Annotated in this window: 16 protein-coding genes and 3 pseudogenes; 7 read left to right on the top strand and 12 right to left on the bottom strand. The window is 50.8% G+C overall.

Going from position 1 to position 22,834, the window contains the following annotated elements; genetic code table 11:
* Nucleotides 1-53: 53 nt before the first annotated feature.
* Both GPL81_RS05550 and GPL81_RS05545 read right to left on the bottom strand, forming a co-directional pair.
* Nucleotides 54-1,124 (bottom strand): DUF4238 domain-containing protein, encoded by a 1,071-nt coding sequence (locus GPL81_RS05550; protein ID WP_160105642.1) that lies wholly within the window; start codon nucleotides 1,122-1,124, stop codon nucleotides 54-56.
* Between the two features lie 587 nt (nucleotides 1,125-1,711).
* Nucleotides 1,712-2,599, bottom strand: a complete 888-nt coding sequence (locus GPL81_RS05545; protein WP_160105640.1) for a cupin domain-containing protein — start codon at nucleotides 2,597-2,599, stop codon at nucleotides 1,712-1,714.
* 178 nt (nucleotides 2,600-2,777) lie between these two features.
* On the opposite strand from GPL81_RS05545, the gene GPL81_RS05540 reads away from it, so the two are divergent.
* Nucleotides 2,778-6,698 (top strand): TIR domain-containing protein, encoded by a 3,921-nt coding sequence (locus tag GPL81_RS05540; protein ID WP_160105638.1) that lies wholly within the window; start codon nucleotides 2,778-2,780, stop codon nucleotides 6,696-6,698.
* Nucleotides 6,699-6,797: 99 nt separating this feature from the next.
* Here GPL81_RS05540 and GPL81_RS05535 read toward each other — a convergent pair whose 3' ends face one another.
* Together GPL81_RS05535 and GPL81_RS05530 are read right to left on the bottom strand one after the other, a co-directional pair.
* Nucleotides 6,798-7,487 carry a hypothetical protein gene (locus GPL81_RS05535; protein ID WP_246218893.1) on the bottom strand — a complete coding sequence of 230 codons (690 nt, stop codon included), beginning with the start codon at nucleotides 7,485-7,487 and terminating at the stop codon, nucleotides 6,798-6,800.
* Nucleotides 7,488-7,523: 36 nt separating this feature from the next.
* Nucleotides 7,524-8,621 carry a helix-turn-helix transcriptional regulator gene (locus GPL81_RS05530; RefSeq protein WP_246218892.1) on the bottom strand — a complete coding sequence of 366 codons (1,098 nt, stop codon included), beginning with the start codon at nucleotides 8,619-8,621 and terminating at the stop codon, nucleotides 7,524-7,526.
* A 111-nt stretch (nucleotides 8,622-8,732) separates the two neighbouring features.
* Between GPL81_RS05530 and GPL81_RS05525 the strand changes: the two genes are divergently transcribed.
* Nucleotides 8,733-9,605: a hypothetical protein gene (locus GPL81_RS05525; protein ID WP_160105634.1), complete on the top strand. Its 873-nt coding sequence runs from the start codon at nucleotides 8,733-8,735 to the stop codon at nucleotides 9,603-9,605.
* Nucleotides 9,606-9,655: 50 nt separating this feature from the next.
* Nucleotides 9,656-10,018: a hypothetical protein gene (locus tag GPL81_RS05520; protein ID WP_160105632.1), complete on the top strand. Its 363-nt coding sequence runs from the start codon at nucleotides 9,656-9,658 to the stop codon at nucleotides 10,016-10,018.
* Nucleotides 10,019-10,132: 114 nt separating this feature from the next.
* Here the strand turns inward: GPL81_RS05520 and GPL81_RS05515 are convergent.
* A pseudogene (locus tag GPL81_RS05515) lies at nucleotides 10,133-10,687 on the bottom strand (TolC family protein); the annotation flags it as partial.
* Nucleotides 10,687-10,947, bottom strand: a pseudogene (locus GPL81_RS05510) (cysteine hydrolase); the annotation flags it as partial. The pseudogenes GPL81_RS05515 and GPL81_RS05510, both read right to left, overlap by 1 nt.
* Nucleotides 10,948-11,018: 71 nt before the next feature.
* On the opposite strand from GPL81_RS05510, the pseudogene GPL81_RS31920 reads away from it, so the two are divergent.
* The 3 genes and pseudogenes from GPL81_RS31920 to GPL81_RS05495 all read left to right on the top strand — a co-directional run.
* Nucleotides 11,019-11,375 (top strand): annotated as a pseudogene (locus tag GPL81_RS31920) (AAA-type ATPase lid domain-containing protein); the annotation flags it as partial.
* Entirely contained in the window at nucleotides 11,368-11,616 is a 249-nt protein-coding gene (locus tag GPL81_RS05500) for a hypothetical protein (protein ID WP_160105630.1), read from the top strand. The pseudogene GPL81_RS31920 and the gene GPL81_RS05500, both read left to right, overlap by 8 nt.
* A gap of 189 nt (nucleotides 11,617-11,805) precedes the next feature.
* Nucleotides 11,806-12,729: a hypothetical protein gene (locus GPL81_RS05495; RefSeq protein WP_246218891.1), complete on the top strand. Its 924-nt coding sequence runs from the start codon at nucleotides 11,806-11,808 to the stop codon at nucleotides 12,727-12,729.
* Between the two features lie 227 nt (nucleotides 12,730-12,956).
* On the opposite strand, the gene GPL81_RS05490 is transcribed toward GPL81_RS05495, so the two are convergent.
* From GPL81_RS05490 to GPL81_RS05480, 3 genes are all read right to left on the bottom strand, one after another.
* Entirely contained in the window at nucleotides 12,957-13,463 is a 507-nt protein-coding gene (locus GPL81_RS05490) for a DUF1353 domain-containing protein (protein WP_160105628.1), read from the bottom strand.
* Nucleotides 13,464-13,626: 163 nt separating this feature from the next.
* Nucleotides 13,627-15,327 (bottom strand): caspase family protein, encoded by a 1,701-nt coding sequence (locus GPL81_RS05485; protein ID WP_160105626.1) that lies wholly within the window; start codon nucleotides 15,325-15,327, stop codon nucleotides 13,627-13,629.
* Between the two features lie 402 nt (nucleotides 15,328-15,729).
* Entirely contained in the window at nucleotides 15,730-17,433 is a 1,704-nt protein-coding gene (locus GPL81_RS05480) for a hypothetical protein (protein WP_160105624.1), read from the bottom strand.
* 302 nt (nucleotides 17,434-17,735) lie between these two features.
* On the opposite strand from GPL81_RS05480, the gene GPL81_RS05475 reads away from it, so the two are divergent.
* Nucleotides 17,736-18,656, top strand: coding sequence for a ketopantoate reductase family protein (locus tag GPL81_RS05475; protein ID WP_160105622.1), 921 nt, complete (start codon nucleotides 17,736-17,738; stop codon nucleotides 18,654-18,656).
* A gap of 329 nt (nucleotides 18,657-18,985) precedes the next feature.
* Here GPL81_RS05475 and GPL81_RS05470 read toward each other — a convergent pair whose 3' ends face one another.
* From GPL81_RS05470 to GPL81_RS05460, 3 genes are all read right to left on the bottom strand, one after another.
* Entirely contained in the window at nucleotides 18,986-19,849 is an 864-nt protein-coding gene (locus tag GPL81_RS05470; RefSeq protein WP_246218890.1) for a hypothetical protein, read from the bottom strand.
* 1,149 nt (nucleotides 19,850-20,998) lie between these two features.
* The gene (locus GPL81_RS31340; protein ID WP_178122566.1) at nucleotides 20,999-21,862 is read right to left on the bottom strand and encodes a TIR domain-containing protein; all 864 of its coding nucleotides are present in this window, start codon (nucleotides 21,860-21,862) and stop codon (nucleotides 20,999-21,001) included.
* Nucleotides 21,863-22,177: 315 nt separating this feature from the next.
* Complete coding sequence (locus GPL81_RS05460; protein WP_246218889.1) at nucleotides 22,178-22,750, bottom strand: TetR/AcrR family transcriptional regulator; 573 nt, start codon at nucleotides 22,748-22,750, stop codon at nucleotides 22,178-22,180.
* Between the last annotated feature and the right edge of the window lie 84 nt (nucleotides 22,751-22,834).

Here is a 22,834-nt window from a genome sequence, read left to right as displayed (position 1 = left end):
AAACAATATTTTCGTCGCAGAAGCAGCATTGGATGTTTACACTTAAGGGGCAGTCAAGTCGTAACTTTAGACTGTTTCTTTTTTTCTTGGTCAACATAGAATTCAGACTCAGCCTGACTCTGTTCCACGTGCCAATTTTTCCACATCAATCGTTCGTCCTCAAACCTTTTTGGGCAAACCAATCTTCGACGAATTGACGGAATAGTTGGATCTTGATCTATAGAAAAGATATAGCGGTGAGCATGCTCAATGATCAACCGCCTGATCGAATGAGCCCACTCGGTAGATACCACGGTATCGCGATCCAACGGCCTAAACCCTACTTGCGTGTACATCAGGTGATTTGGACTCAATGGCATAAAAATTTGAGTACCTCGACTACCCCATCCACCACCAAAGTTGTACCTCCCTCCTTCAAAGGTATTGAGTCGAATGACCGGGTCATCAGTAGTTGGCCAAACAACGCCAGGCGGCGCACGTAAAATTGTCCACTTGTGCTGAAGGATGTGCCGCACGGTGCTCGATAGGAGATGACGTAAATGGCTGATCCAATGGAGTCTACCATTGAGCATTTCCGCCTGAACTGTTCCGCCATCTCCATCGGGTGATCGCTGGATGGTGACTTGAATAGGCGGATCATAAGTACTAAATCTCTCAGGCCTTATCAGCTTTTCGCCGCGCTGAGCCGCTCGTTCTAAATCATTTATTGACCGGCGAAGTACCTCATCAAAAATGCCGGGAAGTGTTTGGTTAAGACGTCTCTGCGTCTCAATTAGCCTTGCAGGCGTCCTCAAATCTTGAGCCGCCAGGTATTTGACCAATGTCTTCCATTCGCTAGGAACCAGCCTCTCGCTACTCAGCGCCTTGGTTAGAACAGGTCTAGCTGGCGACTCGAACTCGCGATCTAGCCACACCTCAAATTCGTCAGTCAGACCTTGGTTCGTGACGTAGGTATAAAGATGTTGTAGGTAGGCAATTCCCCTCACAGAATGAGATTTCCAGTGAGGGATATTCTGATTTTGTACCAGCAATCGGTAGGTATTTATCTTTTTGTCGACGGCCCACTGCCTCAGGTAAAACTGGGGGACATAATGGTTATCGACATGTAGCTCTTCATGAGACACAAGAAACTCCCTTTAAAAAAGCTAATTCCAACCCAACCAGGGTCTCCTTCGAGACGGTAAAGCCTTGGCGCCTTCCGTGAGTCAGTGTGCGCATCGATAATAACGTCTTCCCGCCGGATTTTGTCTGGGGGAGGACAATATAGATTGCGGTCGGCAGCTGCCTTGCGAGGTTGAGCGCTTTTGGCTTTTGCACGCAGAAGCTCGATTAACTTGAGTCTCCGAGCAGCAGCATTCACCTGCTCAAGCTGCCGCCGTTTTTCCGCTTTCGCCAGATCTTTTTCTTGGCGACGCTTTCGAAGCTGAATAGCCTGAGATCGCGCTTTTTTTGCCATGTGGGTCCCAATGCCGAGAAAATCCCTGCTGGGAAAGGATGTCGATAGCAACACAGCTTAGCCGGGCACGGCTTGGGGTCCAATTGAGGCAAGGAATACCTAAAGCATTTTTACCAAGCAGGCTGCTTAGATTTGCAGACATTAGTGAGCTACGTCGATCCCCACTAACCAGATGCACCTCTACCGGAAGGCGCTCCCAAGCATACTGCCGACAGTCCGCCACGAGCGCGATGAACGGAATCTGGCCACCAACAACTAAGGAAAACAGGAGCCCTCACGAGGAATACGAAAATTGTCGGGTGCTCCACCAACGCTATCTTTGAAAGCTTGGCTGAACTCCGCCGCAGAGTTGTAGCCCATCATCACACCTATTTGCAGTAACGTTTTTCTACTGGATGTGAGCAGTGGAAAGGACATTAAAACGCGGAGCAATTGTGAAATCGTAGCCGATGTAAACCCGGAAATTTCTATGACCTCGCGCTCCGAAGATTCGTAAAAAACACCAGGTGAGGCTTCCAGGGACCAACCTCGTTGCGGATCATTGATCATCGAGGAAACGTACCTACTGAGCGTCGGGTGAGCACACAAGGACAGCAATCCACAGCGAGAGTAGTTTAGATGGATCATTTCCCGGAACGCCAACCCCAGCGCACACTTAACAAATGCTCCTGTTACGGGCCATGGCGTCCCTTCTTCTTTCGCTAGCTCTGAGTTGAGCAGATTGACCATACGCCGAAATGGAGACTCGACCGCGACCAGGCTGGACGGCAGAAGCAATCGGTCGGGCAGCAATTTGAAAAACGTAGATGTAGCCCCTTTTGTCCCTATGACACTGGCACATAGGACCTTGGACTCATATTTAGGGGTAGACCTCATCATCTCCATTTCCACATCACCGACTGCACCATACGGTGACGTCTCTGGGAGACCCGTGTCTTTTGAAACAATGCGAAGGCTATCGTTATTATTGATGAGCAAGAAATCGCCGGCACTTAACCAAACCTCATCCTCGTCCTCCAGCAACACACCGCAAGCACCCTCGAGTATGCGCCGAAGCAGCATCGACGTCCCGCCTACACAAACCCCTCTTTGCTGATCTCTTTTCACAACCAGCCCGCCACCAGTCGACCAAGGCAAACTCACCGCAGCCCTTCGTGTGTGCATCTAAGTTTCTCGGTAATCACCCATTAACTTCTGCTCCAACCCCAATCCCCAATCCCCACTATTCTCAACTGAAAAATGAGAGCCTTTGCAGGTACGGACGGTATCCCTGCGCGCATTGATAACTTCACTGAGGTTTTGTTACCGGAAGGCAACGTGAATGAACGCGGAAACTCCGAGATATGCGGCCTTTATCAGCTACCGTCACATGCCCCGCGACCGGCGCTGGGCAATTCGTATCATGCGCGAGCTGGAATCCTACCGCACTCCAAAAGCACTTCAGCGCGATGCCTATCCAGACCGCTTGGGGCATCTGTTTCGTGACGAAGATGAAATTCCGGCCTCTTCCGATCTCTCCGATCAAATCAAAACAGCGTTAGCGCAAAGCGAGTATTTGATTGTCGTTTGCTCGCCCGACACTCCAGGCTCTCAGTGGGTGCGCCGCGAGATTGCGTTGTTCCAAGAAATGGGTAAGGGAGATCGTATCATCCCCCTACTTATTGCTGGGGAACCGCATGACGCCTTCCCACCAGAATTGCTAAAGCGTCGGGTCATACTAAAGCAACCTGATGGGACAGAAAGCATGGCCTGGGAGGATGTCGAACCTATTGCCGCCGACGTTCGCCCACGCAAGGATGAAAGCAGAACCCAAACTGAACGTCGTGCGCTGTTGCGCCTGGCCGCTGCGCTGCTTGGCTGTCGCTATGACGATTTAGCGCACCGCGATGCCGAGCGCCAGCGTACGAAACTACGTTACCAATTGTCTGGTGCTGCCGCGTTTATGCTTATCGCGGGGTTATGCGGGTCTTGGTGGTGGGATGCAAACCTGCGAATTAAGACAGAGTACTGCGCCAGCTACGGCAATCGCTGGGAGATCCCGTTTTGTGTGGGTCAGTTAGAAGAAAAACAACAAACTGGGCGAGGTATTAGTTACCGCTTTCGTATCCAGGGAGGGCGCGTGCTGGAGCTAGCTCAGGTCAATGGCTCTGGCTCCTTAGTGGAGAGACAGTACGCGAATTCCCAATATGCTTTGGATGAGCCTTGGACTAATGGGGTAGCGCAGTGGAACTTCAGATATTTGACCAAGGCATTCGGGGCAGAGCCAGTGCTCTCCTCCGCCATCCTGACGGATAGAACGGGCAAGCCGATGCGTCATATCAGTTATCAATTCGCTGACGATCATCAAGAAGCAACCGCACAATTTGACCAGGGGTTGGACCACGGCTCGGTTGTTGCCGAGAGACAGTTGGCGTCTGGAAGCCACCTGAGTCTGGTAGAGGTCAAGCCCAGCCTTGAGGGGCTGAGGTCAAGTATTGGCCAGCACCATCTAGTCTTCGACGGGCAAGGTAGGCTCAAGCGCCGAGAGTTTGAGCCAGTTGGTGGCGGTGCAACGGTCCCCGACGCATTAGGTGTGTATGGGCGTAGTTATACGTATGGCGATGCGGGTCTTATCACTCAGATTCGTAACCTTGATGCAGAGGGCAAAGAGCTGATCGAAAAGTCTGGCGTCGCAGCCGTTGGCTTGAGCTACGACACTTTGGGAAATTTGCACAGCGTGGAATGGATTGATCGCAGTGGTAAGCCGCATATCAATGAAAACTTATTTTCGCGTGTAGTCTGGCGGGACGACGAGCATGGGAACAGGGTGAATGTGGAGTACCTCGGTCTTGATGGACAACCAGTCCTCAGCAAAGGCTTAGGTGCTGCTCGACTAAGTTATCTCTACGACAAACACGGAAATACAGTGGAGACCACGTATTTCGGTCTTGAAGGGCAACCTGTTCTCATCAAGGGTGAAGGTATTGCTCGAGTGACACATCGCTACGACGAGCGAGGCAATCAGGTGGAGACCGCTTCATTCGGCCACGACGGTAAACCCGCTTTCAACAACAGCACCGGAACTGCTCGATTGACGTCTCGTTACGACGAGCGCGGGAACATTGTGGAGACCGCGTCATTCGATTTCGACGGCAAGCCTGTTCTCGACAAAAATACAGGTACTGCTCGAATGACCTCTCGTTACGACGAGCGCGGGAACATTGTGGAGGGTGCGTATTTCGGTGTCGATGGACGCCCAGCTCTGCGTAAGGACGTTGGTGCCTCACGATTGACCTTCAAATACGATAAACAAGGAAACATAGTGAATGTCGCGTATTTCGGCCTTGATGGCCAGCCTACGCTACGAAAGGACGCGGGTGTTGCGCAATGGGTCATTCATCACGACGAGCGAGGGAATGAGGATTGGGAGGCATATTTCGATACTGATGGCCACCCGGCTTCGCGAAAGGACTCGGGAGCTGCTCGATTGACCTACAGGTATGACGAACGCGGCAACGTAGTGGAGGTCGCGTACTTCGATCTGAAAGGCCAGCCGGTATTGCTCAGTGACGTAGGTGCTGCTCGATTGACCTATCGCTATAACGAGCGTGGGAACTTGGTGGAAGAAGCATATTTCGGCATTCATGGCCAACCTGTTCTACATAAGAACACTGGTGCAACTCGTGTGACTTATCGCTATGACGAGCGAGGCTACAGAGTGGAGGCTTCGTATTACGGGGTTGAAGGAGACCTTGCTCTTAGCAAAGACTTAGGTGCTGCCCGCTTGACCTACGTTTTTGACGAACGCGGTAACACAGTGGAGATCGCGTATTTTGGCATTCAGGGACAACCCGTTCTCAGCAAAGACTCAGGTGCTGCACGATTGACCGCTCGCTACGACGAACAAGGGAACGGAGTGGAAGAAGCGTATTTCGGCATTGAGGGGCAACCCGTTTTTAGCAAAAGAAAGGGTGCCACGCGAGTAACCTATCACTATGACAATCGCGGAAACGCAATAGAGACCGCGTATTTCGGGTTTGACGGACAACCCGTTCTCAGCAAAGACTCTGGCGCTGCGCGAATGACTTCTCGCTACGACGAGCGCGGAAATTTCGTGGAGGTCGCGTACTTCGGCATTGAGGGACAACCCATTCTCAGCAAAGACTCAGGTGCTGCGCGAGTGACCGCTCGCTACAACGAGCGCGGATACATCGTAGAGGAGGCTTATTTCGGTATTAATCATCAGCCGACTCTGCGCAAAAAGGTGGGTGCTGCGCGAGTGACCTCTTCTTTCGACAAGTACGGAAACAAGGTAGAAGAGGCAAATTTTGGTATTGATGGCCTACCAGTTCTGAGTGCAGACACAGGTGTGGCGCGATTAAAAAATGGCTACGACGAACGTGGGTACCTTGTAGAGATCGAGTATTTTGGCCTAGATGGAAAGCCGGCTGCGCGCCAAGACCTCGGTGTCGCGCGTTCGACTTCTCGTTACGACGAACGTGGCAACCTGGTGGAAGAAGCATATTTTGACGTTGATGACCATCCGACTATGCGCAGAGACGCTGGTGCCGCGAGAATAACCTTTCGCTACGACGAACGTGGGAACAGAGTAGAAGAAGCGTATTTTGGCATTGATGGCCAACCCGCAGCCCGCAGGGGCGGAGATGCTTCGCGATTTATCTTTAGTTACGATCAGCGCGGGAACAAAGTGGAAGACGCATATTTCGGGATTGATGGCCAGCCTGTGCTATACCCAGCCGGAGGACCAGCACGATTGGTATCTCGTTATGATGAGCGCGAAAATCTGGTGGAGAACGCCTATTTCGGCAAGGAGGGTCAGCCGATTCTGCGCCAAGACGTCGGTGTAGCACGGTTGGCATATCGTTATGATGAACGCGGTTATCTGGTGGAGGCTGTGCATTTCGGCTTGGAAGGCCAGTTGGCTCTGCGCCAAGATATTGGGGCCGCACGATTGACTGATCGCTACGACGAGCACGGGAATTTAGTGGAGGAAGCGTATTTTGGACTCGATGGTCACTTGACATTGCGCAAAGACGTTGGTTTCGCTCGATTGACCAGTCGCTACGACGAGCGCGGGAATAAAGTGGAAGAGGCATATTTTGGTATTGATGACAAACCAATCCCAGTCGGGGGCGGGTTTGTTCAATTGAAGGCTCGTTATGATGAAATTGGGAACCCAGTAGAAGTTGTTTATTTAGACATTAATGGTAATCCTCTCAACGGAAAGGCGGAGAATCATTAGTCAACAATTTACGGTTGAGTGCAGCACCCATAGCTTTCCAGCGCCAGGTGCTGATCCCATAGCGACTAAATTGCGCACAAGGAATTGCGAAATTTAATCTCACGCACCTTTAAGAATGCCAGCTGCTCCTGCCACATCCCCCGACTGGATCATCTGAAATAGCCCACGCTCGATGTCGACGACTCGGGCGGAAGGTAAGTAGGTTTGAGCAATGTGACTGAGACGATCGCACCACGCCTCATAAGCATTAGAGTTCACGATGCTCGTGGGAATGCTGGTCGCGTCCTCTTTGAACGCAGCGAGGACAGTATCGCTGTGGACCTGATGCATTTGCATGATTTGCCGATCCAAAGTCGCGGATTCAACCGGGTCCAGATACATGCGAATCTTGCTGACAAATGAGACCTTCGAAAACTGCGGAAGCTTCAGACGTGCGATGTCGTAAAGCGCTGGGCGTCGGTGTTTTGCGAACAACTCAGAGGCCTGTTCAAGCTGGGCCTCAGTGACGGTAGACCGGAAGCGCTCCACTCGAACCGAGGCCAGCCCTCCCATTTGCGCAAATCCCCAGTACAGAACATTCGACAGGCCGTTTTTGACTTGGCTGACTGAAGAGTTGAGCAGCTGTTGCTGGATGCGGGTCTCTAACTCAGTCATCGAAAGCCCGACGACGGGAGTTTGAGTCGAAAAGTCAAAATGGGCCGTCGGGAACGCGTAGCCTTTCACTGCATCGGTCAATTTGTTCACTTGGAGTGTGTCGAGCGGCATCACCTGTTCCTTTGGTGTATTCATGATCAAAGCCGAGGACTATACCGTCCTGCATCGGGATCACAACTTACTGTCGTAGATCTCAAGGGCCTGTCTCAAGACACCTCGAACGTGATCCCTTAAATGGCGTGGGGCGACAACCTGGATGTCTCCAGCGTTGCTCAGAAGGAACAAACGCAGGCCCTGCGTATCGTCTACCTGACACTTGAGCATCCAACCTTCTGTACTCGGAGTTATGACCTGCCCTTCCGCCAGCGGGTTTTCGCTCAAGCGATTGTGCAAGTTAACGCTAAGCCTCAGTTCGATATCGATTGGCCCGTCGCTGTGGATGGTCATGAGATCCTTTTGAACCTCCACGGAACGCAAGTCGTGGGCAACCAGCTCAGGAATGTTCTCCCAACAGGTCTTAACGTCCAGCATCCGGTGAAGCATAAGCGCACAAGTTTTCCCCGGACCATTGCTGCTGTATTTGCCACGAGGCGCATCAGCAAGTGGTTTTTGACCCTCAGGCCACTGCTCCTGGTGAACCAGCGCAGTGAGGTAAATGTTCGAGTCCTGATACGACAGGGCAAGCGGCTTCAGTCGATACCAGCACTGTTCAGCGGCTCCTGCGTCTCTGGGGCGATAGACGATGTCAAGACTGCTACTGCCATCGATCAACGCCTCCTGGATGATCCTCAGGTGTTCTTCCTTGTATACGCCCGGCTTAAGAACAGTGAAGCGCGTTCCGGTGGTGATGCGACCTTCTGCAACCAGGTCGCGATGGGCCTTCTTCCACAATTCCGTCGAGGCATATTCTCTGAGCTTCGCGAGGTCCTCGGTGTCGGACCGAAAGCCGAAACGATCAGCGTGCTGGAAGATGGCGGTGAGCGTCATGCACTCCATGGGAGACAAGGTCAAATCAACGCCTCCTCGCCCCTCGGTCCACAACAGCGACTTCGCGTTTGGACCCTTGTCAGCCTGTTTTACCAAACCGGGCCGACCCGCCATGGCGACAAGGTCGCGACGCGTCGTTCTGATGGAGTAAGGACCAAACTGTTCCTCGAGGACGCTATGAAGTTGTTCAGTCTTCTGCGCCGTGGTCGCGTCCTGAAGCAATTTTCGTAGGACTTTACGACGGCGGTCCCTGTCAGGAGCAGTGTATTTCGATCCAGCCAAAGAAAAATTCCTTTTATCAGAATGAGGACAAAACATGGTCCTACCAGTGAATAACATTTCCTCGTTGGCACGCAATCTTGCGCATAAATCGCCAACCCACTGGAGCATCAAATGAAGACCCAACAGGCCTACGCTACCCTTCCCCATGTCACTGACTTCATCACTTGGCTGGCTGCCGAACTTGATTCCAAGACCTTGTTCAAACACGAATACGTTGATCGCCGTAACGCTGCCAAGTGGTCGTGCGAAAGCCTGTATGACGCCTACAAGTCCTACCGTTGGAACTTCCCTGGCAACGATCGCTTGGGATACAAATCCGGTATTTCTAGCGCGGCCAACGCTGGAGCCCTCAAAGCTCTGCGCGAGGATATCATCGCCGCCGGCAGCGATGATGCGCTTGTGCTGCAAGCGACTATCGATGTCATGGCATGGGGTGGCGTTACTGCTCGCAACGTGGACTGGCTCAAGGCCAACAAACATGGCCTTGGTCGCACGATACAGGCGGTGCAATCGGCATTGATGACTGGCGATGAACACTCCCCGGTACTGCAATCCAAAGCGTTGCGCTTCAACTCGGGGATGACCAAGGTGTATTCCCTGTTGTGCCCCGGTATCTGCATCTATGACAGCCGAGTCGCTGCGGGCCTTGGGGCATTGGTAGTTGAATACTGCAAGGCGATCAAGGTGGCTAAAGTACCTGATGCCTTGTGCTTTCCTTGGGCCGCTGCGAAGGAAGGCACAAATGCTGTAGCCCCTAAACGCCGCAACCCGAGCACTGGCACCTTGCATTTCAAACGCCTGCGCTCCGGATCCCACCACGCGCGTTGGAACCTGCGCGCCAGCTATGTACTGAACCAACTCGCAGAGCGTGCGCGTGTGCTCGATACCCCGTTCCGCCTGGTTGAGCAACCCGTAGACATCCGCCTGGCCATCGAAAACAGCCTGTTCATGCGAGGCTACGACCTGGGTGCAGAAAGCCTCTGACCTAATGATCGATCACGGCGTACGCTCAACTAACTGGCAGTGAGATTCCCATGGACGATACAACTGAATTGGACAATTTAATCCTACGGCTCGCCATGGGTGGTATCGCCTCACCGGCGCTTCGTCGAGAGGTGATGTCGACTCATCCCAGTCTACGAGACAGCAAGTATTTTTCCGCGCTGCTGTCGCTCCAAGATCGGGGGCGATTAACCGGTCAGGAGATAACCGGTGTCTGGGTGTTTACCTCTATTGCGGAGGAACACATGCATGAAATCCGAGAGTGCAGCCCGGAGTTCGCAGAGATGATTATTGCGACGGATTGCGGTGATAAATGGCAAGAGATAGATGTCGACGAAATGATCGCGGACTTGGACGACATGATTCAGAAAGCACGAGCGCGGAAGTCACCGTAAGGCTACCAATGAAGGCTCAATAGCTTTGCTGTGATGTGAGATTTTTAGGTTCAATCCAACAAAAAAATCCCCTGGCCAAATGGCTCTGGGGATTTTCCTAACACACGTGGATCGTCACCCTTTCGGTGAGTTGATGCTTACACCCGAACCTGAACTCGCATCCCACCCTCCTCCGAGCGCTTTGTAGATCGCTACGATGGATCGGTATTGCTCCGTTTCGCCAAGTGCTTGTGCATCCTCAGCATTCAGACGCTCACGCTCGGCATCGAGCAACACCAAGTAGTCCGCGGTACCTTCTTTGTATTGAAGCCCGGCAATATCCGCGGCAGCACGACTGGAATTACTCTGCCGGATCAGAGACACCAAGCGCTCTTGGCGTTTGCTGTAATCGCTGAACGCATTCGATGATTCCTCCAGAGCGAGCAACACTTGCTGCTCATAAGAGGACATCGCTCCTTCAGCCTCGGCGTTGGCTCCACGGATTCGAGCTTTTACACTGCCCAAGTCGAACGCCGCCCAGGTAATGCTCGGACCAAGTCCCCACGCTTGTGCAGCCCCAGTGCCCAGCTGCGAACCTCGAGCCGCTGTAAAGCCAAGGAAACCACTCAATGTAACGCGTGGAAAAAGATCAGCTGTGTTGACACCGATGTTTGCGGTGGCAGCAGCTAGTAGTAGTGAGGCGAGACCGCCACGGTGATTCCGGCTTCCTTAGCTGCGGCGAACAGTTGACCAATGTGCTTAACGGTATCGTGTTCGACAATGCTTTTGCCGAAGACGTCCCAGCTCACGCCTTCTGGGCTGAGAAAATCGATCTGAGGATCGATGACGACCAGGGCTGCACGAGACAGGTCGAGCTTCATGCCTGTAGCTGGCAGTGCCGGGTTTGCTGGATCAACGTAGTGCGCGAGGCGTGTGGTGTCGTTGCTCATGACATTAACTCCAATCGTAGGTAAAAAAGTTGCTCTATGCCATGGCGTCCCTGAGGGCTGTTGATTAACATCGCCGCCTCCGTCATTCAGACATTGAGACACTGCAACGCTACTCGTGGCCGGGAAACATACGCGAATTACAGAACGTCATTGAGCGAGCCTTAATAACCTCCAATGGTCCGGACCTAAACCTCGATTTGCCCGATGAATCAAAAGCGCCTGCTCCAAGCACTCAATCTCCATCAGCCTCCATTGCAATTTTGACCGACGCGCAGATCAGAGATTTAGAGCGCAATAACGTGCAGGCGGCTCTCAAGGCCACATCCGGCAAACTGTTTGGGAAAGGAGGGGCTGCCGAGCTATTAGGGCTTAAACCCACTACATTGGCGTCGAGGCTAAAACGCCTGGAAATTAAGCTCGATGAATGAGCCCAAAGCATTGTGTGGTCGGCACAAAGTGAATAGCCCTCCTCGCTTCTTCGGAATTACCTATTCGAATCAAGCGTCATCCGGGCATGATTTCAACGAAATGCTGACCGTGGAGCGCGATGACCAGATCCTATACATTACTCAGATGTTGAATATGTCCGGATCAAGCTCATCGAAGCTCAGCCAGGAAGGCGCCGCTGAAGCTCTCTGGGCGATGCTGAGCGGGCCATTGCAGAGTTGACCATCATGGATTTTAAACTGAGGAAAAATTCGGCCTCATATACTGTCTACGGTTATTACCTCACCAGTTGAAACAAAGCCGATAAGTAGAAAAAGTTCGCCCACGGCGAAATTTCTTTGAAAACCGATTTTAGCTTTTCCGATAATCCTCAAACGTCCGCCATCGGTCTAGGGGGAAAAATAATTACTCATGAAACAACTAGATAGAGCAAAAGAAATGTCCAGCACTCCGGGCTACGTCGAAAAATCCATTGATTTTCTGACAAAAACAATAACCTTAACGTCAAAGATCGGCCTTATTATAGGTGGTGGCTGTATTATTTTTTACTCACTTATTAATGGGCACTACCCTCAGGGAGTATCAATAGGTGATGGCCTGTTATTTTTAATAACGGCGCTCTGTTTTGGGTTTGTGTACTTGGTTTTTACTGCCTCGTTAACCGCTACGGGAATCTTGTTTTCACCGATACTAAAAATGCTTTTAAAGCTAGGCCTTCGACTATCTAAATCTCAAAAAAATAAAAGTCTCAAGCCCGCTTTGAAATTGGAGCCAATCACCTTTTTTTCGGGTTTTCTTGGGTTGTTCGGTATATTTTTTATTATCATACTCGGACATAAATCGCCTATTGAGCACGCTCCATTAGCACTGCTACCCCTTGCACTTTATATGGTATATTCCGGGTACACAGATACGACAAATAAAATTAAAAAGCTAGAAAGGTCCGCTAAGACCTTTACATTGGCCGGTCAAAATTTTAATAACGAACTAGATGGATTGAAACAACAACGACTAATCATAGGTGCTCTTTTGATTGCGATACCTTTGATAGTCGGCGGCGTAACGACAGACCTACTAAAAAAATCAATGCAACTGGCAAAAATAAGAATTGAAAACGCAACAATTTATGTTAAGTCTCCGTTTTCAAATATTCTTCCGAACCCTTTAGATTCTAAACTTAGCGATTTCAAAAAATTTGAACATGTTACCATAACCTTCCGGGGCGTCGGAAGCACAACACTGGTCGAGGCCTCCGACGAGGATACCTACATAAAATTAGAAATACCGAATGATTCAATAATTATTGAAGCAAAAGTGACCAAAAAACATCGCTGACGCAAGATCAAATATTGGTATGACGGCTCTGCAGCGTTGAATTGCAGTGCCGCCTAGGTCACTTGGTGCAACTCTTAATTTAATAACCTACTTTTTTGTAGTGGAGAATACACCATACAGCCGATTTGAAGAACATGGGCATTGAATACCCGTTTTGAGTCAAGCGCTGACGCTTCCGGATGAATCGACGACACCGTGCTCGTAAGTAATGAAAATTTATAGGCAGCTCACTTAAACACATCGGGCAGGAGCTTCCAGCTCGACCATCTAATCGTGGGATCTAAAGGCGTTCGCTTTAAAATTCGTTTCTCACCCATGGATTTCAATCGCGCATTTTGATCCCAGGCGCTCTGCCCTCCGAGCCTGACAGCGGAATATATTGCATTAATTTCGGGGGTACTGACTCTGAAATCTTCCATGGCGAATTTAAATATTTGGTCTGATTCTTCGCGAGAAAGATACTGCTCCCAATATAAATAATCGTGGATGACCGCAGCGTAGGTGTAGATACCGTCTGGACGGAGCGCCGACCAAAAAACCCTTGGTATGCTTGCGAAATCAGTGACGAAACCAATCGGCACCCGCACTGGTTGATGCTTACCTACTTGCCCTCCTTTTGGGTTCCAACCAATTACACTATTCATGTAATAGACTGGATCTGCAAAACGACCTAACGACATCACCCCATTTGGAGTCTTCACTAACCCGGCGTCATCAATCTTTCGCACCAACATCCATTCAGTAATCCATCTGTCTCCCATTAGAACATCAGCGTATTCGTCATTCGCTGGCGCTTCACTGCCTCCGAATACAACATCCCCCCATAAAGGAAGTAGTCCTAAAGAACAACTTAGCACAGATCGCCTAGTAAGCATCACCACTACCCTCCACGTTAGTTTAATTGCCGCTCAACGGATTAAACAGCATTTCACCATCCCCCCTCATTTTCCCTAGCATTGGTATTTGTTTTGAATCCGTTCGCTGCGCCACCTTGTACTGGACGTATACGAACAACTCACTTAGCGTAATCATCCCATTATTACCAAGAATATCAGCCTCGCCACTTAGACCACTGGAAAGAAAATGTGTAAAGGTGCTCATTCCAAAATCCCGGTCAATGGCGGCAGTTTGATCCGCCATCCCCGCCGTCAGCATGTACGCACCCTGCGGTACAGCAAGTCGAGTTAGATCTGGAACCGCTACTGATTTGCGCACTACGCCTAACCCTGAAAAGCAGCTATCGATTGCGAAGAGAACCTGTTTGACTTGTTTCCCATCCAAAGCACGCTCGGCAGTAACGGATAAGTCATTCAATCTCAAGCATCCTACTGTGGGCTTCTTGAGTACACAGTCTGATGTAGCTAAATACCCCTCAGATCCCATCAAAGGATCCGGAAAGCCGTGAGTCGAAAAATATACGAAGATGCGATCATCTCTGCCCGCCAACTCAACTATTTCATCAAGGGCCTCTACGACTGTGCTCTTGTTTACCGCACCCGAAAGAATTTTTACTTCAAAGCCATTGCCTTTGAGAGCAGCCTCCATGGAGGATATATCTTTCTGTATTCGTTTTTCGTCAAACTGCGGAAATCCAGCCGCATCATCAAATTTCCAGACCCCTACCAATAGCGCATAGCTTTTTTTGTAAACCTCGTTGAAAGCAACGCTACCATTACTAACCGCTCCACCTTTGGTTAGCGTTTCGCGCGTAGGTTTAGTTATATGGTCCTTGTTGAGTGCAAACTGCATCGTCGCTGGTATTGATTCAATCCATTTATCTTCTTTAAGATGTTTAGCTTGAACTCGAAATCTATGTATGCCCTTCAACAAAACTGAATATGCTACTTGATCAGCCGAGGTCCATGCTCCCCATTCCTCATCCTCTGGTTCCATACGATACCGGTAGAGCACACTTTTTCTGTCCCCCGTAAATTCTTTGCCAACATACCAGCTAAACTTTATTGGATTTAGCAAAATCCCACCTGGAAATTTCGCTTTTGACGGAACCGTACCATTCACCTGCAAATACACAGGTGCAGTCTCGCTCGGAGGCAAAAAACCACCGACCACTTCAAACTCACTTACCTCTTGCAATGAGGACGGGTAAGCCAAAACAGTTTTAACCAACTCTCTAGCATCGAATGTATGCGGAACGAAAGCCTCTTTATATCCGGCGCCCGACTTCAAAGGATAATCTCTGAAAAGTGGTCTACTGCCTATATAAACCTTATATTTTCCGGGTCGATCTGGAGCGTTAAATCTGAAAATATAAGGTGCCGCACCGTTGGACAGCTCTTCAGAAGTTCCAGGCGCGTTGCTGAGCACGCCGTAAACCAACCAGTTGTCGACGCCCGCAGAGTCCAAAGTATCATTGGAGGCTGTAACAATCAGCGGTAAATATGCATATTCTTGGGAGCCATAAAAATACTCGGCAGTATTAAAGCGTAAAACAATGCTACTCCTCGGTTGATAGGTTTTTCTCCCTGTTTCGAACTCAACCATATCCCTGTCGACTTGAACATTGCCGGCCCATGCAGTCGTTAGCGTCAAGAGGAATAACGTAACGAAGGCAAAATAGCTTTTTGCTATAATCATCATGTAGGCACTCCTTTAACCATCTGTAAATGTCGAAACCGACAAAAACTTGAGTGGCTAAATTTTTATTCAGCTTAGTCAACTAAAACTAATACGCCACTGCGGAATGTAAGCACCTCAAAAACGTAATATAAAATCACCTTTTTTTACCGAATGGAAAGCTCCTTTTAAGCACCAAGAGCATCCGAGAATCCTTCTGTAGATTCTATCGATTTGCCCACAGTCAAAGCTCAGAGATTGCAAAGTGGGATCAACCACCTGGTCAAATTCGGCGGAGCCGGGAGCCGGTACGCATGTGGCTGCGAGAGTGAATCGTTAATGACCAGCGAACTCATAGCTATAGCACCCACTGCAACCGGCTCACGCGCCAGTTAACTAACGAGCAAGGATTCTCCTCCCACTAAACTATGGTGTAACTGGTCCATGAGCTTCTGACTGCGAATCATCGGACCTACCAAGGCGCGACGTGACGAAAGTGAATTTGTTTTTGTTCTGATCAAACGTGTAAATGGCAGTCAGCGGTACGGCGGTAACCAAGACCCCAGTTAAAACGCTGGTTATTTGGGAGTTGAATTTGTTCAACAGCGGCACACCGGCCATTGCGTTACTGATCACCCTTCCAACGTAAACGCCGAGAATTGCTGAGGCTGTCCCCGCTAGCACTACCGTAATTGCGTCGAGCTTAGCCTCATCCTTGCTCAGCATGATACGAACGCAACGCACAAGGCTCAGCGTGCATTCACGCACCAGCGCTAGCACGAAGGCGGGCATCTTGATGATCAACGAAATCAGTATTTGTGGAATGACACTCAGAGCCCCAGCTACGCCAGCCTCCAAGCCGACAGCTCGAGCGCGTGCCCATATCTGCTTTTCTTCAAAGCGCTCGCTTAGACGTTGCTGGATCCGTGCAGTGGCATCCTTTGAGTTCTGTAGCCAGCCGTCTTCATTAAGAATTCGTCCGTTGACGGTTAAGTTGCGGATCTCATCGATGAAAATATCCACGGTTTCCAGCACGATGAGACCCACGATTTGCTGTGCGGCCATCGTCGCACCGGTCAATGCTATGGTCGATCCAATTTCTACCGCTGCATCCCAACGGTGATCATTTCGATTGTCTTCTGCCCTGTTAAAGGCTTCATCGATATCTGATTTACGAACCGTCACAACCTCACCGGTTTTCTGGATCGTCACGTCAATCAGGTCAGGATCGTCGGCTCGCGGCCTCCCGTTTTGTTCGAGATATTTATAAATATTCTTGTCTTGCAGCGAGCGATTGAGCGAGTCATCTGCGAATACCAGATTCTCCTTAGAATTGATGATGCTGAAAAACTGATCATCCGTAGTACCTGCGCGCAGCAGCAGATCTTCGTAGTAATCCTTGCGGGCGATCACATGCTCAATATCTGCGCCCCAGGGATCCAGTTGCTGGTCCTTGTAATACCCGTTATCAAGCTTGTCGAAGCCTTCAGGCGTCCATGTCTCACGGGCTGCGTAACGCGCATCCTTCATCGCTGCAAAATTCGGATCATCAAACATCGCTGCACCGGTTCGCCCTGAGAATGCTTTATAGGAGTCCGACAGATTTTCGTATTTTGCAGCGCTATGATTGTCGACGTCGCGCATGACATCGCCCAAAGCAAACGACGCGACAGTACGACGAATGGCTTCACGCTTGCATTGGTCAAAGATATCGTCAATGGATTTAGCAGGCACCGGCAGCCCCTTGCGGATTCCCTCTACCATCTCCAGTGTTGTTTTTTCAATTTCAAAAGTAGCGCGAAACGAAGCCGCCACTTTCGCCGTGCCTAGGTCCTTGTATTGGGTGAATGTATCTTTGTAGAACTCAGCTCGACGCAGCTCTTCATAATCGATGCTACGAACGCTATCCGAAACAGCGACGTAAGCTCCGAACGTTTTTTCCTTAGTAAAACCGTAGGCGGTGATGGAAGTCTCTTTGGTCTTTTCGGCAGCGCTAACGGCGCTGTTTTTCACGCTCTGCGCGGCATCTTTAATATCAAAGGACGCTACAGACTCGCTGACACGGTTCGTCGCTTCGGATAAAGCGTCCTTCATAGATGCGAGAGATGCTTTGCTTGGTAGCCAGGCCATATGATCTTCCTTGATGTCAAATAGGCATCATCCTATCCCCTTCGTTGGCACTCTAAAAGATAAATTACTGGCTTATAGCCATTAGTCGTAGGTCTGCTGCACGGCCTAGCCCACCCTCCCCCAACGCCATCAATGGCAACCGATAATTTTCCATTTAAATCGCTCTTAGCCCGCATCTCCAAACGCTGACCATCCCTTCTCCGTTTTGATTTTTCCGAATTTCGTGTAGCTTTACCTAGAATGCGGGTATATACCCGCACATTACAATTCTAAGCAGTCATGTTTCATTCAGGAGTTACCAAATGCGCATTTTGATTGTAGGGGCTGGGTCTACTGGCGGTTTTTTCGGTGCAAAGCTCGCCAAGGCAGGACGCGATGTCACCTTCCTCGTGAGAGCCCAACGACTTGCCCAGCTCGAACAGCATGGCCTTTCCGTCAAGAGTGCCGCAGGTGACATCGAAATAGAGCCGCAGCTCATCACAGCGACCCAGATCCAGGGCCACTTCGACATCGTCTTGGTTGCTGTAAAAGCCTACGCGCTTGAGTCAGCACTGGAAGATATGGCTGCTGCCGTTGGCCCTAATACAGTGATCCTGCCCCTGCTCAACGGGATGCGTCACATGGAATTGCTCGCGGAGAAGTTTGGCAAGGATCGTCTTCTCGGTTGCGCATGCAAAGTAGCGACAAGCCTTGACGACAACGGTCGCATCATTCAGCAAGGAACGTTTAACGACATCGCCTATGGGGAGTTGGACGGAAGTGATTCAGAGCGCGTAGCCAAGGTGCACGACTTCATGCGCGACGCCGGCTTTGATGCCAAAACGTCGAACACAATCACACGGGATATGTGGGAAAAATGGACTCTGCTTGCAGCAATGGGAAGCATCAATTGCCTGATGAGAGGGAGTATTGGTGATGTAGTTTCGGTAATTGGCGGACGCGACTTTGCTGACGGCGTTATCGACGAGGTGGTGACCATCATCCAGGCAGTAGGCTGCCAGTTGAGCGAACCCTTCTTAGCAGAAGCCCGTCGCCTGCTTACGCTCGAAGGATCCCCACAAACCTCTTCGATGTACAGAGACTTGGTTGCTGGACGAGCTATCGAAGCCGATCAAATCATTGGCGATCTACTGGCACGAGCAGATGCGAAGGGTTTGGACGCGCCTGTGTTGGCCTTGGTTTATTCGAACCTGCTCGTATACCAATTGCAGTCGAAAAAGTGACCGATTGCTGACGCTACCGAGTAATTCGAGGGTAGCTATTCTCGCCCTTTCGGGAGGCCTTGGCTGCGTTGCTCGATTAACTTGATTGAGCATCGCATTCCCCTCAGCATTCACGTGTTTCCTAGCGTAAACCAGAATTAATGGAACGCTCGGCACCTTTGGTACATGTGTAGCAGAAATTGAAAACGGTCGACGTGACCCACCACTGGCGAACCTTCCGCATAGGGCGGGTAACCTTCAGAGGGGATAAACGCGCTATGAGGAAAGCTACCAACCAAAGAGGTCTCCCTTACATCCCCTCTCGTCATGGCCACCTTGCGGCTAGCGCCTCAGTTCATAGCAACATCGCTGAATTTGAGCATCAGTGATTCATCGTTTTTATCCCGGAAACTGAGCTTGATAGCCGGAGTCCTGTTCAGCTTGCTTCCGCTTTGTTGAAAGTTCAGCGTCACACGTGTCGGCACGTTCCTGACTAGCTGGAATGCCCTGTAATAGCCGTCATCCACCTGGCCGACGCGTACCGAATCAAGTTTAAGTGGGCCGCCCGTTTCGTCGAACAGGAGGGTGCCATCGTTAAATCGAAATCCACGATCAATGTTCAGGTTGGTCAGCTCGAACGTGCAGGTCGGCAAGCGACCTATGTTCTCGCAACCCAGCAATTCAATGCGGACGTTATCAAGGACTTCCATGCGTTTACCGAGCAGATTGGTTCCTTCGTTTTCGACAATTTTCGATTGCAGCTTGGCAAATTCGAAAGAAGGCTTCGCATATTCGGTGCCCAAAATGAAGAAGCCAAAAGAAAGGCCGATCACCATGAAAAACTGAAGCGCACCTCTCAGAACTGGCGCAAGGTTACGGATTTGCCAACCGATGGAAACAGCGCTCAAAAAGAGAAAGGTACTCACCACCAACACCACGCTCTTCCAACTAATGAAGGTGAAACCTAGTGTACTTGGATCGGGTACGACGTAAGTGATCAACGCCCATAAACCACTGAGTACAACACCCAGGCCGGCCATGCCACGTGTAATCAGCGAAGTGATTTTTTGGGTACGGGTCACGGGCGCGAGTAAATCCTGCTGAAGCGTCAACGTTGCCAAATCCTTGTTTTTAGCCGAGTCAGCCGCCATTAAGGGCGATGGGCCATTGAAATAGAAATCCCTGGGATGCCAGGCAGGTAGCGATTGTGGCACGTTGCCACTATCAAGTCATCTTGTGACAGTTCCATTAAAGTCACGACGGCTAAATATGAAAGCCCGCCACACTGCACGATACCTATCATCTATGCGTGAGCGACTAGATCCCAGGAAGTACCTGCTTCGCGGAAGTACGCCATCAGATTTTTCATTGTTGAAATGGAATAGCTGAATGCCAGTTCTCGTTTAGATGCTTGCTACTGGTCGAAGGCGCCTGTCGCAACCGTCATCAATGGGTCGGACGCAGCACGTCTCAACAGACTGCAATCGGCCTATAGCTGCCTTCCACCAACTTCCGCTTTGGGGGCTAGAGTGTGTATGTGACCTTCACCTTATCGCATGGCAGCATCATCGACATGATCGCATGGCTAATCACCTGGGAGAGGCTGGACGTACGGCAGGAGCCTTACGAAAAAGTTGCGGCAATACTTAGCGGCCGGCGGTCAGAACGCTCAGTGGCTGGGTGTATGGAGTTCCTTTACCTCCGCGCGAGGTGCGATGCCTCATCTATGGCCTACTACGCTAACCATCCAAAAGAAATGATCGAACGTGCCCAGCATCCGCTGCTGATAAAAGGGGTGCCCCATCAACGAATTTCCTGTGGGCAAAATCCGTGGTTGTATGGGCGCCGTGTCACGAATCTGAAAATTTCTCGAGACGGAGAGGATGAGGTTTTAAAGTGGCACGAGCCGCCTATTTTTTGTTGGAAAGGGACGTCACGAACCGAGTTTGAAATAGCAGACGCGGGGGAACTGGAGGAATGGCGGCGCCCAGCAAATCGCCCGCTTAGTGAAGACGTTTACCGATGGAGAAAATAGGAGGCGCGCATGCAAGCGTTGCTAATAGTGTGAAAGCATTGATACAGCCTAGATAGCAGCGACCTGTTGAATCCACCCTTGATCGCGACAGCCTGGTTTTAGCCGAATTGATGCAATTCACGAAGGGCTCCACTGGGTCGATTGCTACCCTTCGCGACAGGTAGCAATCGATCTTAAGGCGCCATGTGAGATAGCCATCCCCTTACACGATTTTGTTCGAACTGCGAATTCGGTCGGTACAAAACCATCGGGAAATACAGCTTGGCCTGCTTGCCTTTCATCATTACGGGCAGGCTGATGACTGACAAGGAAGAAGCCAGTAGCTGGCTTACACCCGCATGACCTTGTTCCAGTCGATCTCATGACCGACGGCTTCAAGCTCACGGCCCAAGGCTTGCTTCCAGCTACCTTCCATGGACTCCCACACCACACCGGCGAAATCGCTGGGAATCTCGAGGGTGCCGCGCTTTAGTGCACAGACCTTGTTACGTCCGAGGCGCCCGAGGAAATAGCCTAACTCGAGCAAGACGTTCTGTCGGGCGCGCGGCTCTGGCGTGCCGCCTTTGACGCAGCCCTCATCGTCCGGGGTTAGCAGCACCACGGCAAAACCGACTTGTCCATGCGCTTCGACCTTCTCCATAACCGTGCGGCCCTGATTGGCTTGCTCATGCAAAATGATCGGCTCGAAGCCCAACTGCATGAGGAAACGGGCCACTGTTTCCCGAGCACCTTCGTCATGCCCATGCACAACAAACACACGGCGCGACAAAGCCGTATTGTTTTCCGAAAGGTTTGCGTCAAGCTTCGATTCGGCAGCGTGTTCAGCATCCACGAGATCTTCTCTTAGTGTCCGCTGAGCCTCCTTCAGGAGAGCAATCGATCGATCGATACTTTCACGAGCGTACCGTTGGTTATTCGGTCGAACGTCATCAAGTGAGATCGGGAAGGCATGGATCATGGCCGCACCTTGAAAGCGCCGAAACGTAGAGGTGTTTTCACCAAAGCACCGTATTAAGGTGTCTTTAATCGCCGCGGCCAGAGCAACTAGGTCAGCAGGTGCGCTACTAGAAACCGTCTCTAAATCAAACCGCTCAAGCTCTGTTATGCGATCGCCCAAGCGGGTGATGCCCCGCTCAATGGCGGCCTTAGATAGTGGTGGTGAAGCAGCAGAAGGAGGTTGAGCGCCTGCCATCGGGTGAATCCTTTCCTATAGGTGATAATGGACATTATCACCTATAGGAAAGGATAGCGGAGGCTGTTTGGGTTACCTGTCGCCACCGTCCGCTTTGGGTCGATTGCGGCCCTACGCGACAGGTACCAATCAGTCACAATTGGCCACTGAACCGTCAGGTAATTTCCCAGCTGAAATAGGAAAGAGTTCATGGCTCAGGAGGTAGACGCTGACTCGTAAGAATTCGCTCGCCAACGGAAGTCCGCGCAAAAACGCTACAACTCCCCGGAATGCCCAAAATCAACGATGAGAATGGTCGACTGACCGGTGTGCTTTTCAGCGCGATGGGAACGGCCCATTATTCCAATAGGCTTCGAGAATGTCGTCATAGACTTGTACATCCTCACAGCCCCGGGCAACCAGCTGGGCACCTTCAACCGCCGAAAATATTGCAAATGCCCACTTGCGCAACGCCTCTGCGTCGAGATCTTGAGCATCCAGCGCAAGGACGATACTCAGCCAATCAACCAGCTTGTTGGTAAACCTGAGAACTTCTACTCTGACCTCTGGAGCAAGATCTGCGTATTCGGCTGCCATGATCCCCCCCATACACATGCGGTTCTCGCGCACTAAAGTCGCGCGAAAAACCTCTACGTAGCTTTTGATGCAAGATCTTCTGTCTTTGGAATCACTAAGAACCTGATTGAGATACTCGAGAAATTCATTAGTGTATTCATGGGCCAGGGTAGCCCCCAGGTCACCTTTCGTAGGAAAGTAATAATGGATACTTGAGCTTTTGACACCAACCTCTTTTGCCAAATCTCGAAAGCTAAGCGAATTGTAGCCACGCGCTTGCACCATCGAACGCGCGGCCATCATGACTGCCTGCCTTGTATCACCTGTGGCCACGATCAAACTCCCTCGAAATGGCTGAATGTATTGAGCTGACTATGCCCGGTCAAGACCGGGCATAGTAGTTAATACAGCCTGGGG

Origin of the sequence: Pseudomonas izuensis, assembly GCF_009861505.1 — a bacterium.
GTDB lineage: Bacteria > Pseudomonadota > Gammaproteobacteria > Pseudomonadales > Pseudomonadaceae > Aquipseudomonas > Aquipseudomonas izuensis.
This window is presented reverse-complemented; position numbering and strand designations above follow the sequence as displayed.